An 18,370-nucleotide genomic window follows, 5' to 3' on the forward strand; every position below is an offset into this window, starting at 1 on the left:
CTCTCGGTCAGAAAAGTTAACGAATGCATTCGCGCGTGCAGAATAGGCCCAGAGGCCGGACGAGGAAGCACGGGACCGCCCGAGCGCGCCGGTGTTCGCCCGTTAGTATCGCTGCGAGAACTCCAGCCTTTCTATTGCCGTCGTTGGGATTGCTGAATGCCCCTGGGGAGTAAAGGGCGTCAGTTATGAAATCAGTTGCGTCAGTCGTTGTGCCGGTTGTGGCCTTGCTCGCCGCCTATGGACAGCCGGCTTTTGCAGATCCCGCATTAGCGGCGGCCGAGCCGCAATCCGAAGGCTCGACACCGTTGCCGTCGTTCGTCCCGTCATCGGGACAGGAAAAATATGCATCCGCCTTGCACGCCAAACGCGGCCAGACTGTCGCCGCGCGACAGGAGGCGGAAAAAATCAGCGCCCTCTTCGCCGGGATGACAACCGGTTCGATTTCTAAAAGTGACGATGTCGCTCCGGCCAAGCATGAGCCGGCTGAGCCTGGTCCCGCAATGCCGGATCCGGAAAAGCTTGTGCCGCCGCAAATGCCCGAAGCTCAGGCTGGACGCTCGATCATGCTGGCGTCGAACCAGCAGGCGGAGGATACGATCGAAAAGAACGCGCCTCCGCTGAAGGAGGCGCCGCCGCCCAATCGCGTGAAAGGCAACGGGAACACGCACCGCATTCCACAGAAAGCCCTCGCCAAAGCGACGCGAAACTCTCGGATGGCGGAACGCGAAGAACGCGAGACGGGCACGACAACTGCGATGGCGCTCGCAGCCGCAGGGCACAAGGCCAGCGTCATCGATCTGCTGACCAACCCGGCGTTGTGGTGGCACTGAGGGCGCGGATAAAGCGGCCTGCAGTCAGCGACGCTAGTTGCTCTTCGGTGCGATCATGGCAGGCTCCGCCGGCTTCTTCCGGGACCGGCGCCATTCTTCGAAGCGCTGAATGACGACGAAGAACGAGGGAACGAACAGCACCGCGAGACACGTCGAAGCGAGCATGCCGCTGAAAACGGTGATGCCGATCGATTTGCGCGCGGACGCCCCGGCACCAGTCGCAAAGACCAGCGGCGCGACGCCCAGGATAAACGCGAACGACGTCATCAGGATCGGCCGGAAACGGGCCCGCGCTGCCTCCAACGCGGAATCGAAGATCGGCTTGCCCTCGGCCCGCATTTCGCGCGCGACCTCCACGATCAGAATGGCGTTCTTCGCCGAAAGGGCAATCAGAAGCACGAGCCCGATCTGGACATAGAGGTTGTTGTCAACGCCGACCGACGTCAGCACCAGCACCGGGCCGAGAAGCGATAACGGAACCGCCAGGAGAACCGACAAAGGCGCGTACCAGCTCTCGTACTGACCGGCGAGCACCAGGTAGACGAGAAGCATCGCCAGCGCGAACACGTAATAGATTTGGCCGCCGACGAGCTTCTCTTGATAGGACAGCGCGGTCCACGAATAGCCGACGCCGGGCGGCAGCGTTTTCGCGGCAATCTCTTCCATGAGCTTGATGGTCTGCCCGGATGAAAAGCCCTTGGCCGGCACGCCGACGATAGCGGCCGACGGATAGAGATTATAAAGGCTGATGAGTGAGGCCCCGATGTGGGGCGTGATCGTCAGAACGGTACCGAGCGGGATCATGTCGCCGTTCTGATTGCGCACCCTGAGAGCAAGAATGTCGTCGGGCGACATCCGGAATGCAGAGTCGCCCTGCACGTAGATCTGGAAGACGCGGCCGAACTTGTTGAACTGGTCGACGTAGCTCGAGCCGAGATAGCTCGCAAGCGTCGAGAACACTTGATCGGTCGTCAGCAGAAGTGTCTGAACCTTTTCGCGGTCGATCGTAACTCTGTATTGGGGCGCGGTGGCGCGGAAGGTGGTCGAAGCACGCGCAATGCTCGACTGAGTGCTGGCGGCCTTCACCATGGCGTTGACCGAACTCTCGAGCTTGGCCAAATCGAAGCTGCTGTCGCGCAATTCGATCTGCATCGTAAAGCCGCCCGCATTGCCGATGCCCTGGATCGGCGGCGGCGGCACGACCAGAACGTGACCGTCCTGGATGACTGCGAGCTTTTCGTTGAGAGTTTTATAGAGGGACGCCAAGTCCTGGCCGGGACCGCGCGCATCCCAATCCTTCAGCATGATGTAGGCAACGCCGGCATTGGCAAGCGACGCGCTGTTGTCGAGAGCCGATATGCCCGCGATGGTAATGACGCGCTCGACGCCCGGAACCGCATTGGCGAGCTGTTCGACCTGCTCGAGCGACTTCTGCGTTCGCCCGAGCGCCGCACCATCGGGAAGCTGCACGGCAGCGATCATATATCCTTGGTCCTCGATCGGCAGAAAGCCGGTCGGGACGCGCGACATTCCGTATATGGCGCCACCGATGATCGCCAGCGCGATGAGAGACATCAATCCGCTGTGGCGAGCCATGCCGCCGATCAAGCCGGCGTAGCGGTCCTCCATGCGCTGATAGACGGCGTTGAAGCCGCGGTAGAAGAAGTTCCGGTTTTCGGGCGGCACCGGACGCCGGAGCCAAAGCGCGCATTGGGTCGGCTTCAGCGTTGCCGCGTTGATGGCGCTGATCAACGCTGTCGCGGCGATGACGAGCGCGAACTGCGCGTACATCTGCCCCGTGAGCCCCGGCAGGAAGGCGGATGGCAAAAACACCGCCATCAGCACCAGTGTTATGCCGATGATCGGGCCCATCAACGCATTCATGGCGGCAATCGCGGCGTCGTGGCCGGACATGCCTTTCTCGATGTTGTGAGCGGCGCCCTCCACGACGACGATCGCATCGTCGACGACGATGCCGATCGCGAGAACGATCGCGAACAACGTCGAAAGATTGACCGAAAAGCCCAATGCCGCCATGGCGGCGAAGGCACCGATGATCGTCACCGGCACCGTGGTGGCCGGAACCAGCATCGCGCGCCAATCCTGCAGGAACGCGAGGATGACGATCAGCACCAGAAAACCGGCTTCGATCAGGGTTTTGTAAACCTCCGATACCGCCTGCTGCACGAAAATCGTGGTGTCGAAAGGAATGGAGTACGCCATGCCTTCCGGAAATTCTTTCGCGAGCGCCTTCATCTTCGTCGCGACTTCGGTGGCGACGTCGAGGGCGTTTGCGCCCGGTGTCTGGAAAATCGCGAGGCCGGCGGCCTGCTTTCCATTGAGATTGAAAATCTGCGCATAGGTCTGCGCGCCGAGTTCGACACGCCCGACATCGCGCAACCGGGTCAAATCGCCGGCCGTACCGGTTTTGACGACGACATTCGCGAACTGCTCCGCATCTTCGAAGCGCCCGACAACGTCAACCGTGTATTGGAACGTCTGCGCGCCGGCTACCGGCGGCGCCCCGATCTGTCCGGCCGTCACCTGCTGGCTCTGCTGCTGCAGCGCCTGGATCACATCCTGCGCGTTGAGCCCGCGCGCCTGCATCTTTTCCGGATCGAGCCAGATACGCATCGCATATTGACCGGCCCCGAAAACGTTGACGTTGCCGACACCCGGCAACCGCGCGATTTCATCCTTCAGCCGGATGGTCGCGTAGTTGCTGAGATAAAGGCTATCAAATTTATTGTCGGGCGAGGTCAGCGTGACGATCTGCAAAATCGCCGTCGACTTTTTCTGAACGACGACGCCCTGCACTTGTACCGATTGCGGCAGCGACGCCATCGCGGCCGAAACGCGGTTCTGCACCAGAACTTGCGCCGCGTTGAGATCGGTGCCGATGTCGAACGTAACGGTCAGCGAGTAACTGCCGTCCGACGCCGCATAGGATTGCATGTAGAGCATCCGCTCCACACCGTTCACCTGCTGCTCGATCGGCAAGGCAACGGTATCGATCACCGTACGCGCGCTCGCGCCCGGATAGCGCGTCGTCACCTGCACGGTCGGCGGAACGACGTCCGGGTATTGGGAAACAGGGAGCCGAATTAGTGAAACGAGGCCGATCACGACGAACAGAACCGCGATGACGTTCGCGAGAACCGGACGCTCGATGAAGAATTTCGAGATCATGGGGCGCCATCCGCTTTCGGCTCGGCTTCGGGCTTAGCGATAGTCTTCAGCTCAGGCTCGATCTTTTGGCCAGGCACGACTGTCATCAACCCGGATATGACGACGCGATCGTCTGGAGTGATGCCCTTTTCGATGACGCGCAGATCGCCGACCTGCTGGCCGAGCTCGACTTTGCGCTGTTCGATGACGTCGTCTTTGTTGACGATGAGCACGTACCGGCCGCTCTGATCGCTGCCGATGACGCGGTCCGGAATGAGAAGCGAGTCAGGCTGTTTGGCTCTGGGAACGCGAACGCGAACGAAATAGCCGGGAAGCAGCGCGCGATCCTTGTTCGGCAGCACACCACGGACAGCGAGCGTTCCCGTCGCGGCCGTGATACTCGGCGCGACATAGTCGAGCGTGCCGATATGTGGATAGCCCTTCTCGCTCTGCAGGCCGACTTCAACGGGGATTTTCTTGAGTTCCTCGTTGGTTATGCCCCGCGCCTTCATCTCGGAGCGGATCTCCTGAACATCGACTTCGCTGATGGAGAAATTGACGTAAATGGGCTCGAGCTGAACGATGGTCGCGAGTGTCGTCGGGCTGCCCGCGCCGACGAGTTGCCCCAACGAGACTTCGCGAGACGTCACGATGCCGTCGAATGGCGCGCGAACTTCCGTGTAGCTGAGATTGAGCTTCGCCTGATCGATATCGACCTGTGATTGCTGCTGCTTCGCGATTGCCGCGGCTTTATTTGCAGTCGCCGTGTCTAGCGTCGCTTGGCTAGCAATATTCTTGGCGGCGAGATCCATCTGGCGATTGTAATCGGCAGTCGTCTGCGTTGTGGACGCGGTCGCACTCGCAAGCCCCGCCTCGGCCTGCTGAAGCGCAAGCTGATAGGGCTGTTGCTCGATGACGAACAGCACCTGGCCGGTCTTTACGAAGTCGCCATCCTGATACTTGATCGCTTCGATGAAACCCTGAACGCGGGCAACCAGTGTCGTGCTGTTGACCGCCGCGGTGCTGCCGGTGGTGGTCAGGTAGCGCGTCACCGATTCCTTCAATGGCAGCGCCACATCAATCTTCGGGGGAGGCGGTGGAACGAACGTATTCTTATCGCCGCACGCTGAAAGCGCGAGTGTTGAAGCAACGAAGCACGCAACGGTCGCGCGCCATCCGCGGCCGGAGCCCGGCGAACGCGAGATGGCTTGCATGCAGCTGCGCCCGGACGATCGCAGTACGGATTCGTCACCCATAGTGAAACCCACAATGTTAGAAGAAATTGGATAAAGGCGGTGGGGTAACGTTAGGTGAATTTGCTCAACCCGTATAGATCCCCGATCATTGTAAATGTAGGTTGCTGTACAACTACGAGAGCCGCAGGTTTTCGATTAAAATGATGCTGTGCAGCATGTGTAAGCGCCGGGCGACTTCTCGGCTTGTCAGATTATTCTACATGTCTCGTCTTTGGCCGCTTCGGCCTTGCTCTCGGGTGATCACGCTTATCGTTGTGGCGGCCACCCCATAGCTGCGCACCCGCCGGAAACCACGCCCCCACAAATACAGCTAGTCTGAGCCGGATCTTTGGAGCATTGTCTCCCGAAAACGTGCGGATTTTATCCCGACTTTAGCGGGGGTTAATCCTGGCACGACGGAGGAGAGCTTGCAGGTCCCCGCAATAATAAGAACACTACTAATGGTAGGCAGCTTCGCCTTTCTTGCCGGCTGCAACGCACCGCATTCCGAAGAGGCCGAAGAACGAAACAACGTTCCCGACGTTGTTTCCCCTCCCGTGCATACGATCGTCCTCGCCGCGTCGAACGAACCTGTGAAGCTCGAGGGTATTGGGATGGTTCTCAATCCCGATGCGCTCCTACAACTCGACGCCGACATCCGCTCTGCAACAGTCGCGGCCAATTTCAGTCACGGACAGCTCGAGCGCTTCAAAGCGTCCACCATGCTGTCGAGGCAGACCCTCGAAAACGCCGTCCGTCAGGAAGGTATCGACGCGTCCCAGCTGAAGCTGTTGCTGACGCGCCTTCAGCAATCATGGGGCGATAAGGCCCCGTTTCTGAACGCCGACGCTCGCCAAACATTGATGGCCGATATTGCGAACGGCTCGCGCGCTGTGCTTCGTCTCGACTTCTCCGACATGGCGGCAGAAGTGCCCCGGAATGTTCGTGTCGTTCCACTTCGCGGTGGTTCGGAAACGAAGGTCGATGTCCTGTGGGCCGCGCCCTCGGGAAATCTCGCGATGCCTGGGGTGTCTTTCTTCGGCTTGATCAACGCGGGCCCTGGGCTTCGCGCCGGTGATCGGGCGCGTATCGTCGCCGATAGTCCGGAGAGACTGACCGGTGTCGTCATTCCGAGCGCCGCTCTGGTCGTCTTTGGCAGCAAATCCTGGTGCTACGTCGAAACGGAACCGCGCAAATACGAACGCAAGCTCGTGTCGTTGGAAGCGCCGGTTGACGATGGCTTTTTCGTAAAAAGCGGCTTCGATCCCGGCACGCGCGTCGTGGTGAAAGGCGCGTCCGTTCTGCTCGCACGCGAAGCGGCACCCGGAAGCTTCGACGACGACGATGATGACGCCCCGCGTCAAGCACCTGCAACAGCGGGGACGGCAAAGCCAGCTGCGTCGTCCGTGGCACAAGGCCATTCCGCACCAACTAATGATCCGGACTAAGCCGGCATGAACGCGCTCATCCGCTGGTCGATCCGCTATCGTGGCTTCGTCGCACTGCTGTCCGTCGTCTGGTTCATCGCCGGAAGCATTCTCGCGCTAAGGGCGCCGCTCGACGTTTTCCCCGAATTCGTTCCACCGCAAGTCACGATCCAGACCGAGACGCCCGGCCTCGCGCCTGAGCAAGTCGAGCAAATCGTCACCCGCCCGATCGAAGCGGCGATCGTCGGCGGTCCAGGCATAGATACGGTTCGATCGGAATCCATCTACGGCCTGTCGGTCGTGCTCGTCACATTTGAAGAAGGTGCCGACGCCACCGCCGCGAGACAAGGCATTGCTGAACGTCTGACGACGCTCAATGGCAAATTGCCGGCGGGCATCGGACCGCCGAAGCTGACGCCATTGACGTCAAGCACAATGGATGTGCTGAAGCTCGGCCTCGTCTCCGATCAGGTTGATCCCTATACACTCCGCGATATCGCCGATTGGACGGTCAAGCCGCGCCTGCTTGCCGTGCCGGGAATTGCGCGCGTCACCGTGTATGGAGGCGCGATCAGACAGGTCCAGATTCAGCCTGGCCTCGAGCGGATCGCCGCGCTCGGCCTGACCGTAACCGATGTCATGGACGCAGCCAGCGCCGCGATCGCGCTTCGCGGTGGCGGCATCGTGGAAACGACGGCCCAACGGATCACGATCGAAACGCCGCCTCCGGCGCCCGACCCCCGCGCGATATCCCAAGCTGTCGTCACGATGCAGAACAACCGGCCGGTCCGCCTTGCTGATGTCGCGACGGTGACGATCGGCCCGGCTGCGAAGATCGGCGATGCGACGATCATGGGGCAGCCTGGCGTCTTGATTACGGTCTCCGGGCAGTTCGGCGCCAATACGCTCGAAGCCACCAACGCGACCGAGGCGGCACTTGCCGAGCTGACGCCCGCGCTCGAGCGGCGCGGCGTAACGATATATCCGGCATTGCACCGCCCGGCATCGTTCGTCGTTCGCGCGTTGAAAAATCTCGAAACCGCTCTGACACTTGGATCGGCCTTGATCTTGTTCGTGCTCTACGCCTTCCTTAGAAGCGTACGCGCGTCGTTGATCTCGTTTCTCGCTATTCCGTTATCGCTCCTCGCAGCAGTGGTCGTGTTGAGCGAATTCGGGCAATCGCTGAATACCATGACGCTGGGCGGTTTCGCGCTCGCGCTCGGCGTCCTTGTCGATGACGCGATCATCGATATCGAGAATATCGCGAGACGATTGCGCCTCGCCGGGCCAGACGCCAACCGGCTTGATATTATCGAGGATGCGTCCATCGAAATTCGCGGTTCGATGCTTTACGGCACGCTCGCGGTGATCTTTGCATTCTTCCCCGTGCTCTTTGCGGGCGGCGTGCAGGGCCGGTTCATCGGACCGATGGCGTTGACATTCGTGATCGCGGTGCTGGCCTCGATGCTCGTCGCGCTGACCGTCACGCCCGCGTTGTGCGCGCTGCTGCTGACGAAGAGTGAGGACACGAAAGAATCGCCGCTGCTGAAAAGTCTCAAAGCCGCTCAGCGGTGGGTCTTGGCGCGTGTTCAACGTGCTTGGGGTACGACGGTTCTGCTGCTGACGGCGAGCGCGCTGGCGGCCGCGGCGGCCGTGCCCTTTCTCCACAGCGAGCTCATCCCCCAGTTCCGCGAAGGCCATTTCGTGCTGCAGATGTCGATGGCGTCTCCCGGGACGTCGACAGATGACGTCGTGGCTGTCGGCGAGCGCGTGACGGCGGCACTCTTGAAGCTACCGTTCGTCGACACCGTCGGCCATCAGATCGGCCGCGCCGAAGCGGGCGAAGATACCTGGAGCGTCGACAAGAGCGAATTTCACATCGAGCTGAAGCCGGTGCACGATAAAAGCGAGGAAGAAGCCCAGAGCATCATCCGCGATACGCTCCGCGGCTTCCCGGAGGTCAGAAGCGAGACATTGACGTTCCTCGGCGATCGCATCAGCGAAAGCCTGAGCGGCGAAACGGCTCAAGTCGTCATTAGCTCTCTCGGAACCGATCTCGCATCGCTCGAAAGCGCGGCCGCCGAGATCCAGAAAGCCGTCGCGGATGTTCCAGGCGTCACCGATCTCAGAATGCCGAGAAGCGCGATGGTGCCGACTTTGTCGGTCAAGCTCGATCCGGCCGCGCTCTCAAGCTACGGCCTTTCCGCGCGCGACGCTCTCGATACGATTCAGACCGCATTCGCCGGAACGACCGTCGGCCAGACGTACGATGGCGCGCGCACCGTGGACGTCGTCGTCATTCTGTCGCCGGATGACCGCAACCGCATCAGCGAACTCAACAAGCTGATGGTCGGCAACGCGACGACCAGAACGCCTCTGAAGAACGTCGCAACGATAGAGATCACCGAAGGCCGGTCGAACATTCAGCACGACGGCGGTCAACGTCGCGTCGCCGTGACCTTCAACGGCGCGAAGGGCTATTCGCTCCGCGAGATCGTCGCCGAAGCGCGTCAGCGCGTCGAAGCGCTTCATCTGCCCAAGGATGTTTACGTCGCCTTCGCGGGCCAGGCCGAGGCGGAGCGCGAGGGTCAAATCCGCCTCGCCGGTCTAACCGCCATGAGCACCGCGCTCATCATTGCGGCGTTGACGATGGCGTTCCGTCGCCGAGGTCTCGCGGTGTTGGTGCTGATAAATTTGCCGTTCTGTCTGATCGGCAGCATCGCGGCAATTGTCGTGAGTGGCATCGGAATGACGCTTGGAAGCCTCGTGGGCCTGATCACGGTGTTCGGCATTGGCGCGCGTAACTCCGTCATGATGCTGGCGCACGTCGAGCATGTGGCGGACGCGGAAGGGAAGGGCTGGAGCCCCGAAACGATCCGCCTCGCGGCATCCGAACGTATGGCGCCGGTCTTCATGACGGCGCTGATGGCGGCGCTCGGGCTTGTACCTTTGGCTTTGGGCCTTGGTCGGCCGGGACACGAAATCGAAGCCCCGATGGCGATCACCGTGCTCGGAGGCCTGACGACGGCGACGCTTCTCAATCTGGGTGTTTTGCCCGAAGCACTTATTCGGCTTGGCCGCCTGCTGCGAATTTCCGGAGCTGCGCCTACGTCACAAATAACCGACCCGAAATTGGAGCCCGCCGCTAAAGCCGCCGCGGCGGAATAAACCCTCGTCGGTCAGATCGGGAGCTTGAACTGATCGACCACGTAGATCGTCAGCTTCTTGGGGTCATGTTCGCCCGCCCTCATGAAGCCCGTGACCAGAAAGGCGATGCGCTCGCGACTGGCCGTGTCGGTCTCTTTGACGGCGAGTTCACCGCAAGCGAGGTCCATCGCCTGCTGCATGATGTTGAGATGTTCGCTGTCTATGACCCCACGTGGAAACGGCATTTCGACGCTCGCTATCTATCAACCGCCAAGCAAGACGCCCAACCACGCCGAATAGTTCCGGGCATCGCTCGCGAAGCGGCCGAAGCGTGGCCGAAAAGTTCCAGTTCAATCCCCGTTTAAGATCCGCCCGCTTCCGCGGTTGGGGCGCACGTGGACGAGCGCGCCGGTTTCGAGCGCCGCCGCCGCCGCCGTGCGCCGTGGCGTATCGATCATCAATTTCTGGCCGCCGCCGATTTCCACGAATAAGCGCAGCATCGGGCCATAGAACACGGTCGACATGATTTGCGCAGCGACTGCGTCGTCCGAAGGAGACGCAAGGACGGACAACTCCTCAGGGCGAATGCAGACGAGAACTGGTGCGCCCGGCGCTGGGGCAGCTGCCCGATCCGCCGGCACTTCGAGCGTCATCGGTCCAGCCAACACGCGATGGAACTCGCCCGTCGTCTCCAGAGCCTTGCCCTCGATGAGGTTCATCGTTCCGATGAAATGAGCGACGAAGCGCGTCACCGGCGCGTCGTAGAGTTCCGCGGGCGATGCGATTTGCTCGATTTTGCCGCGGTTCATCACAACGATGCGATCGGAAATCGAAAGCGCTTCGGTCTGATCGTGCGTAACCATGACGAAGGTCGTGCCGAGGCGCGCCTGGAGACGCTTCAGTTCAATCTGCATCTGCTCGCGTAGATTCGCGTCGAGAGCCGAAAGAGGCTCGTCGAGCAGCAGCACGCGCGGCGAACAGACGAGCGCGCGCGCCAGGGCGACGCGCTGGCGCTGACCGCCCGACAGCATGGAAACGCGCGCGTGAATTTTGTCGCCAAGCCCGACGAGATCGAGCGCGTCTTTCACCTTTCGGCCGATCTCTGCGCCCGAAACTTTGCGGAGCGTCAAGCCGAACCCAACGTTCTCCGCGACATCCATGTGCGGGAAAAGCGCGTAATCCTGAAACACAGTATTGAGCGGACGATCATAAGGGCGGAGCGCAGTGATGTCCTGCCCATCGAGAAAAACGCGCCCGCTCGTCGGCTGCTCGAATCCCGCCATCAGCCGCAAGCTCGTCGTCTTCCCGCAACCTGACGGGCCGAGAAGGCTGACGAATTCGCCATGCCCGATATCGAGATCGACGTTGTCGAGACCGACCGTGCCGCCCTCGAACACCTTCGAAACCGCATCGAGGCGCAGGAGCGGATCACGCACCATTGGTGATCTCATTCGGCTTCGCCGTATTGATCCATACGATCTCGCACCGCTCTTTGCCGCGATTGCGGAACGAGTGCTCGAGCGTGCTCTTGAACGCAAAACTATCGCCGGTCTTGAGCAGATAAACGACGCTGTCGATGGTCAATTCAATTTGGCCTTTTCTCACAATGCCGAACTCGTGGCCGGCGTGGCTGTAGGAATGTCCCGTTCCCCCGTCGGGATCGACAGAGACGATGAGCCCGGTCAAAACCGACCCGGGTGGCGAAAGAAGCTCCTTGTGGATGCCTTCCGATCGAACTGGTATTTCTTTTCGATGCGCAGCCCGAACGACATAGAGATCGCCGCCGTCGTCCTGGCTTTCCGCAAGCAGGCTGTGCGGCTCGACGCCAAGAGCCGCCGCAAGCGGCCACAGTACGCGCACGCGCAACGATGATATGCCCCGCTCTATTTGACTGAGTGCGCCGACAGAAATGCCGGCGCGCTGCGCAACGTCTGCGAGACCCAATTTCCGCTCGAGACGCGCCGCGCGGATGCGGCGGCCAAGACGGACATCGGCCTCTGGTGGTATTTGCTCTGAGACTTCCGCGCGCCCTTCGCTCAATTTCGTCCGAACCACGTTGCTTCCTTTCCTTCGAAAGTTTCAGAGTTTTGGACTGCGGATGCTCGAAACCCCAGCTAGCTTATTGCTTAGCCGCCGGCCTTCACCTTCTCGAACATTTTAGCAAGATCGTCGTTCTGTTTCATCGGTCCGGTGAAAACCGTGCTCTTCAAAACGACGTCCGGATCGGCCGGAAGCTGCAGCCGGTCGAGTTCCTCTTTCGGAACGAGAGCAAACGCCGCGCTCGATGCGCTGCCGTAGCCATACTGCGTGATCAGCTCTTTGCCCGAAGCGCCTTCGAGCCGGCTGTTGATGAAGTCGTAGGCGAGATCGACGTTCTTGGCGTCCTTCAGCATCACGAACCCGCAGCTCCAGGTCAGCATGCCTTCCTTAGGCTTCATGAATTCGACCTTGACGCCTTGCTTCTTGAGCGTGGTGGCAGAAGCGTTCCACGTCATCGCGGCAACGAGCTCGCCACTCGCCAGCGACTGCTCGACGGATGTCATGTCCGTTGTGTACGCGCGAAGGAGCGGCCGCTGTTCGCGCAGCTTCGCCGCGACCTTCTCGAGTTCCGCAGCCGACATGTCGAACGGACTGACGCCAGCAAGAAGGGCCGCAACGACAGGCGTATCGTGCACGGCATCGATCGTTGCGATGCGCCCGCTGTATTGCTTGTCCCAGAGGAGGTTCCAAGAAGGTGCCGGATCTTTCACGAGATCGGTGCGATAGAGAATGGAGGTGTTTCCCCAATCCCACGGAACCATCCAGACCTTGCCGTCGCCCGCCTGGATGTCGGCTAGGTTCTTGAACACCGGGAAAATCGTATCCCAGTTCTTGATGCGCTTCGTATCGATCGGCTGCAGCAGGCCCTCCTTGTTCCAGCGCGCGATCTTGTCGTAGCAGGGATGCGCGAGGTCGGGATGGAAGCCCGCCTTGACCTTGGTGAAGGCTTCGTCGTCATCGCTGAAGACGGAAGTTTCGACGCCATCGGGATGAGCGCCGAGGAAGCTCTTGTTGAAGTCCGGCAATTCGTAACCGGACCACGTGAAGTACGTCAGCTTGTCGGCGGCGAGTGCGGGCGTTGCGAGTGAGGCGATGATCGTCGCAAGGCCGGCGGCCCTGCGAAGCATTGTGCGTGTCGTCGAACCGTCCATGATTCTATACTCCCTGTTCGCGCTCAAGAAATCGGCAGAGGTCTTGGTGTAGTGACGGGAAGTTCGTCGCTGGCCGCGCCGCGCCGCCGAATGATCTCGGCGACGGTCGCGATCACGATCGACGCAAGCAAAATGAATGTGCCGAGCGCCATGACACTCGGAAGCGCTTTCGGGAAGCGGAGCTGCCCCCAGACGTAAAGCGGCAACGTCGGCTCCGCGCCCGATAGAAAAAACGCGACGATGAATTCGTCGAACGACGTCAAAAACGACAGCATGAACGATGAGGTGATGGCGGGTGCCGCGAGCGGCAGAACGATGCGGCGGAACGTCGTCCATTCATGCGCGCCGAGATCCATAGCGACTTCGCTGAAACTTCTGGGCAGCGACGCAAATCTGCCCCGCATGATGACGACGGCCGTCGGCAGCGCCACGAGCGTGTGACCGAGCACGATGGCCATTCGCGACGGCCCAAGGCCCGCGAGATTGACCAGTATCAGAAGCGCAATCCCGACGATGACGCCGGGGATCAATATCGGCAGACGGCAGAGCGCCGATATCACCTGCGACGTACGCTTACCCCCGGCGACTTCCATGTAACCGACCGTGACGCCGATCGATGTCGCGAGGAACGCCGCAGAAACGCCGACGATCAAACTCGTCTGGAAGGCACGATGCAGGTTGTCATTGCCGAAAAGGCTTCGATACCATTCGAGCGTGAACCCGCTCAGCGGAAAAGCGGCTTGGATCGAATTGTTGAAGGAGAAGAGCGGAATGATCGCGATTGGTAGATATAGAAACAGAACATACGCGACGACGTAGACCGTGAGCCAAGGCGCTTTAGAGATGCCTGCCGGTTTCACGTTCTGCTCCCAAAACGCTTGTCGGCAAGGCGCGCGCCGATCACGACCGCAAGGATCACGAGCATGACGATGACCGAGAGCGCGGCGCCGAACGGCCAGTCGTTGGCCTTTCCGAACTGCGCCTGGATCATCGAACCGATCATTGTGCTGTTCGGACCGCCGACCAGCGCCGGCGTTACGTAGTCGCCGACCGTCGGTACGAATACGACGAGCGCCGCGGCCATGACACCCGGCATCGAAATCGGCAAGATGATCCTGCGGAATATCGATGCGGGACGCGCGCCGAGATCTTCGGCTGCTTCGATCAGGGATCGGGGCACATTCTCGAGCGCGACATAGATCGGCAGGATAGCAAACGCGGCATAAGCGTGCGCGAGCGTGATCACGACAGCCGCGGGTGTGTTGAGGAATGCGAGGATCGGCTCCGACGTTATGCCGGCCGTCATGAGCGCCGAGTTCAGGACGCCGTTGTACGCCAGCACGACCTTCCACGCGAAAACGCGCAAAAGATAGCTCGTCCAAAACGGCAGCGTCACGATGAAGAGTAGGAGGCCGCGATGCTTGCCGGCGTGAAACGCCAGATAGTAGGCGACCGGATATGCCGTCACGACGGTCGCGAGCGTGACGAGCCCGGCGATCGCTAGCGAACGCAATATCACCGTCGCGTAGAGCGGGTCTGTCAGTGCGGCTTTGAAATTGTCGAACGTGAAGGCGCCGCCGAGCAGCGAGCCGTCATTCGTGCGGAAGCCGAGAAACAGGACGACGCCAAGTGCGAAAAGCACCAGCACCGACGTTGCGAGCGCGCCCGGCGCCGTCATGCCGAGCCCGAATAGCCGGCGATGCCGCTCGGAAGCGGCCGGCAACGCGAGGTCAGATTTGGCGGAAACGGACATGTGCGCGTATTCCTGAATTTGCGTGATAGTTTTTCACATTTGAGAAATTGTCAATCCGTGTCCTCACTTTTCCAGCATGTCCACGACGCGATACCAGGCGATAGCCACTCCGATTCCGACATTCCGAAAAGCGTGAAACGGTATTGGCCGGATCGGCATCGGCGGAAACGGGAGAACCTCAGGGTCCCTCGATACGAAATAGTCGACGAGGCGAGGACCGAGGCCGGTCATCAGGCCGATACCGCGGCCCTGGCACCCCGCTGCAACGAGCAATCCGGGCTCCGGTTCATGCACGTGGGGCAGGTGATCGATCGTCATCGCGATACGTCCGTACCATCGCTTTTCGATCGGGACATTGGAAAGCGCCGGATAGAGCCGCTTCAAGGCGTGCTCGAGATGAGCCCACGCTTTCTGATCCGTTGGATCGGCCATCGACCCGCGGCCACCGAGTAGCATACGGCCGCCGGGACCCTTCCGATAATAGATGACGATACGGCGGGAATCTGAGACGACCTGCCCCTCCGGCAGGATGCTTGCGAGAAGCGCATCGGGGAGCGGCGCAGTCGCGATTTGAAACGAATGCAGCGGCAGAAGCGTTCGCGCGAGACCCGGAATGAGAGCATCCGCGTAGGCATTCGTCGCGACGATGACGCCTTTCGCGGAGAGTGAACGGCCGTCGGCGGTCTTGAGGACCCAAGCGGCATTGTCACGTTTTAGCGCTGTTATCCGCGTGTTTTCGGCAATGCGAGCACCTGCATCGATGGCCACTCGCGCCAGCTCGCGCGTATAAGCCAGCGGTTGGATAGCGCCCCCGCGCGGGTCGAGCCAACCGCCGTGGTATCCGCGTGCGCCGGTGAGGCGGCTGACATCGTCCGCACTCAAAAGCTTTGCCGGTACGCCCCTTGCGGTCCATTGCTTGGCGCGCTGCTCGGCGGCGCGCACCGCCGTCTCTGAGTGCGCCGCCTGGATCCAACCCGCTCGCTGGACGGGCACATCGAGGTTCTCGCGCGCAATGAGATCGAAGACGCCGTCGGCGAGCGACGCCCCGAAGCGAACGAGAGACTCGCCGCGCTTCTCGCCGAAATGCTGGAGCAGCCAATCCGGATCGTACTTCAGTCCGGGGATGACTTGGCCGCCGTTAAGGCCCGACGCGCGATCGCCGACATTCGCCGCTTCAAGAACGCGGACGGAAAGTCCGGAACGCGCCGCGTGAAGGGCGGAGGAAAGACCGAGAATGCCGCCGCCGACGATGGCGAGATCGACTTTTTCGCTGGGCTTCAGAGCATGGGAAGCCAGAGGCTCGAAAGTTCGCTCGGCCCACGCGGACTTTGCTTGGTAGCCGGAAACCATCCCTCTCCTCCCGTGAAGCGGCCTCCTATGAAGCGGCCTCCTATGAAGCGGAATGGAGATTTTCACCAATATGAAAGATTGTAAAGCAGTTCAGACTGAATTTCGGCCGGCGTAACGAAGTGGGGCGCGCAGACTTTCATCCGCGCGCCCCGATAGTGCCCCAACCAAATGCCGGTTCAGCCTGCCGCCGAGGGATCAATGACCGTCTTGACCTCGATGATGCGGTTCGCGGGGAAGCCGCTGAGTTCCGCATGCTTGCGGATCGCCGCTTCGTCTGTCGCAAGATAAACGCAGAACGTGCTGTCGCCGGCGATGTAGGAATGAAGCCACTGCACGTCCGGCAATTTCGCCAGGGCAGCGTTGGAAGTCGCGGCCGCGCCTTTGAGCTGCTCCGCATTTGAATCGCCGACGCCGGGTATGTTCCGCTCGATGATGTACTTTTTCATTTGCACTCCCTTGGCTTCTTGGGCGCGCCCGTATCACCGGACGCGACCGCTTTAAAAACAGCCTTCTATCGGGCCGTCTATGGCAAACTTGGCAATGTTATGAAGCGTAATTGACCCAAACGGTCTTCGTCTGAAGATATTTATCGAGGCCTTCGCGTCCGTTGTCCTTGCCGTAACCCGATTGCTTGAAGCCGCCCCAGCCGACCGCCGCATCGAACTGGTTATAGGTATTGATCCAGACGGTGCCGGCCTGGATCGCTGCGGCTGCGGCGTGGGCCTTGGATATGTCGCGTGTCCAGATGCCGGCCGCGAGGCCGAAATTGCTGTTGTTTGCCCGCGGCACGAGATCGTCGAGAGAATTGAATTTCTGGATCGTAAGAACCGGTCCGAAGATCTCTTCCTTGACGACGCTGGCGTTATCGTCCGCTCCGCAGAGGACGGTCGGCTCGTAGAACGAACCGGATGCCAGATCGCCTTTGCCGCGTGTTCCACCGATGGCAACGTCGATGCCGCCCTTGCGCGACAGTTCGACGAAACCGTTGACCCGCGCGAGCTGGTCTTCGGAAATCAGCGGCCCCATCGTCGTGTCGGCGTTGAGACCGTGGCCGAGCTTGAGTTGCTTGGCTTCCGATACGACACGATCGACGACACGGTCGTAGACGGCCGCATCGACCATGAGACGCGAGCCCGCCGAGCAGACCTGTCCGCTGTAGAAGAAGATGGCGCCCGCGGCGACCGAAGCGGCCGCGTCGACATCGCAATCGGCGAAGATGATGTTCGGGTTTTTGCCGCCGAGTTCGAGCGAGACATGCTTGAGCGTCTTGGAAGCGCTGCGCGCGATGTGCTTGCCGACCTCTTCAGAGCCCGTGAACGAAATCTTGGCGACGCCCGGATGCTCAACGAGGGCCTGGCCCGTCGTCGCGCCTTCACCCGTCAGAACGTTGAGAACGCCGGGCGGGATGCCTGCTTCGAGGGCAAGCTTTCCGAGAATGAGAGCGGAAAGCGGCGTCTGCTCCGCGGGCTTCAGGATGACGGTGCAGCCGGCGGCGAGAGCCGGCGCGATCTTGAAGCAAGCTTGGCAGAGCGGAAAATTCCACGGCACGATGGCGGCAACGACGCCGACCGGCTCACGGCGCGTATAGACGTGCATGTCGGGAGCGCTGACGGGAATGGTCTCGCCGGCGAGCTTCGTGCACCAGCCGGCGTTATAGCGAAGCGCGCCGACGGCCAACGGAATGTCGACCGCTGCGATGTGCAACTTGGGCTTTCCGGAATCCAGGCTCTCGACTTCCGAAATCCACGCAGTATCGCGTTCGATCAGGTCAGCGAACCGCATCAAGAGTGTCGCGCGTTCTCTCGGCGCCATTCTCTGCCACACCAGCAGCGCCGCTTGTGACGAAGCGACGGCTGCATCGACGTCCGCCTGCTTGGCGTGCGGAACCGACGCCAGCACTTTTCCGAATGCCGGATCGTACGTTTCGAAACTCTCTCCCGACGCGCTGCCGATCTCCGCTCCGCCAATGACGAGCTTGTGCTGCGTGGACAGAAAATCGGTCGTCTGCTTCGAAGCGGAATTCAACATTTAGGGGTTCACCTACGCTGGTTGAGTGCGAGCGAGCGAGGATGCCTGCTCATCGAAAAAACGCTGATTGCCGGGACGCGGGCATCACCAAGGCCATCCCCAGATCAGAAGGCCGACGGGAAAGACGATTCCAAGCGCCACGAGCGCGAGCCAATCCCAAAAGGTGAAGCTTGCGTCATCTGCAGGCGCATTTTCGAAAGCGCGAATGCGCCGTTCAAGTTCTGGATCGAAGCCACGCATG

General features: G+C 60.9%; 15 protein-coding genes. 3 read left to right on the plus strand and 12 right to left on the minus strand.

Annotation, left to right across the window (positions count from 1 at the left end):
- Positions 1-185 precede the first annotated feature (185 nt).
- Positions 186-830, plus strand: coding sequence for a hypothetical protein (locus AC1DK3_RS04015; protein ID WP_477190991.1), 645 nt, complete (start codon positions 186-188; stop codon positions 828-830).
- Positions 831-863: 33 nt separating this feature from the next.
- On the opposite strand, the gene AC1DK3_RS04020 is transcribed toward AC1DK3_RS04015, so the two are convergent.
- Both AC1DK3_RS04020 and AC1DK3_RS04025 read right to left on the minus strand, forming a co-directional pair.
- Positions 864-4,019 (minus strand): efflux RND transporter permease subunit, encoded by a 3,156-nt coding sequence (locus tag AC1DK3_RS04020; RefSeq protein ID WP_477190992.1) that lies wholly within the window; start codon positions 4,017-4,019, stop codon positions 864-866.
- On the minus strand, positions 4,016-5,212 hold the full coding sequence (locus AC1DK3_RS04025) for an efflux RND transporter periplasmic adaptor subunit (RefSeq protein ID WP_477190993.1): 1,197 nt from the start codon (positions 5,210-5,212) through the stop codon (positions 4,016-4,018). Before AC1DK3_RS04025 ends, AC1DK3_RS04020 begins: the two co-directional genes overlap by 4 nt.
- 482 nt (positions 5,213-5,694) lie before the next feature.
- Between AC1DK3_RS04025 and AC1DK3_RS04030 the strand changes: the two genes are divergently transcribed.
- The gene (locus tag AC1DK3_RS04030; protein ID WP_477190994.1) at positions 5,695-6,681 is read left to right on the plus strand and encodes an efflux RND transporter periplasmic adaptor subunit; all 987 of its coding nucleotides are present in this window, start codon (positions 5,695-5,697) and stop codon (positions 6,679-6,681) included.
- 6 nt (positions 6,682-6,687) lie between these two features.
- A complete protein-coding gene (locus tag AC1DK3_RS04035) occupies positions 6,688-9,828 on the plus strand; it encodes an efflux RND transporter permease subunit (protein WP_477190995.1) in 3,141 nt (1,046 codons plus the stop codon).
- Positions 9,829-9,839: 11 nt separating this feature from the next.
- Here AC1DK3_RS04035 and AC1DK3_RS04040 read toward each other — a convergent pair whose 3' ends face one another.
- The 10 genes from AC1DK3_RS04040 to AC1DK3_RS04085 all read right to left on the minus strand — a co-directional run bounded on the left by AC1DK3_RS04040 (position 9,840) and on the right by AC1DK3_RS04085 (position 18,369).
- On the minus strand, positions 9,840-10,052 hold the full coding sequence (locus tag AC1DK3_RS04040; protein WP_477190996.1) for a hypothetical protein: 213 nt from the start codon (positions 10,050-10,052) through the stop codon (positions 9,840-9,842).
- 105 nt (positions 10,053-10,157) lie between these two features.
- Positions 10,158-11,246, minus strand: a complete 1,089-nt coding sequence (locus tag AC1DK3_RS04045) for an ABC transporter ATP-binding protein (RefSeq protein WP_477190997.1) — start codon at positions 11,244-11,246, stop codon at positions 10,158-10,160.
- The gene (locus tag AC1DK3_RS04050) at positions 11,236-11,862 is read right to left on the minus strand and encodes a cupin domain-containing protein (protein ID WP_477190998.1); all 627 of its coding nucleotides are present in this window, start codon (positions 11,860-11,862) and stop codon (positions 11,236-11,238) included. The genes AC1DK3_RS04045 and AC1DK3_RS04050 overlap by 11 nt, the downstream gene beginning before the upstream one ends.
- A gap of 71 nt (positions 11,863-11,933) precedes the next feature.
- Positions 11,934-12,974, minus strand: coding sequence for an ABC transporter substrate-binding protein (locus AC1DK3_RS04055; RefSeq protein ID WP_477192866.1), 1,041 nt, complete (start codon positions 12,972-12,974; stop codon positions 11,934-11,936).
- Between the two features lie 47 nt (positions 12,975-13,021).
- A complete protein-coding gene (locus AC1DK3_RS04060; RefSeq protein WP_477190999.1) occupies positions 13,022-13,858 on the minus strand; it encodes an ABC transporter permease in 837 nt (278 codons plus the stop codon).
- A complete protein-coding gene (locus AC1DK3_RS04065; protein ID WP_477191000.1) occupies positions 13,855-14,751 on the minus strand; it encodes an ABC transporter permease in 897 nt (298 codons plus the stop codon). The genes AC1DK3_RS04060 and AC1DK3_RS04065 overlap by 4 nt, the downstream gene beginning before the upstream one ends.
- Positions 14,752-14,814: 63 nt before the next feature.
- On the minus strand, positions 14,815-16,101 hold the full coding sequence (locus AC1DK3_RS04070; protein ID WP_477191001.1) for an NAD(P)/FAD-dependent oxidoreductase: 1,287 nt from the start codon (positions 16,099-16,101) through the stop codon (positions 14,815-14,817).
- A gap of 176 nt (positions 16,102-16,277) precedes the next feature.
- On the minus strand, positions 16,278-16,547 hold the full coding sequence (locus AC1DK3_RS04075; RefSeq protein ID WP_477191002.1) for a DUF4242 domain-containing protein: 270 nt from the start codon (positions 16,545-16,547) through the stop codon (positions 16,278-16,280).
- A gap of 97 nt (positions 16,548-16,644) precedes the next feature.
- Positions 16,645-18,129, minus strand: a complete 1,485-nt coding sequence (locus tag AC1DK3_RS04080) for an aldehyde dehydrogenase family protein (RefSeq protein ID WP_477191003.1) — start codon at positions 18,127-18,129, stop codon at positions 16,645-16,647.
- An 84-nt stretch (positions 18,130-18,213) separates the two neighbouring features.
- The gene (locus tag AC1DK3_RS04085; RefSeq protein WP_477191004.1) at positions 18,214-18,369 is read right to left on the minus strand and encodes a hypothetical protein; all 156 of its coding nucleotides are present in this window, start codon (positions 18,367-18,369) and stop codon (positions 18,214-18,216) included.
- Between the last annotated feature and the right edge of the window lies 1 nt (position 18,370).

Source organism: Hyphomicrobium sp. 01T421 (genome assembly GCF_056398805.1).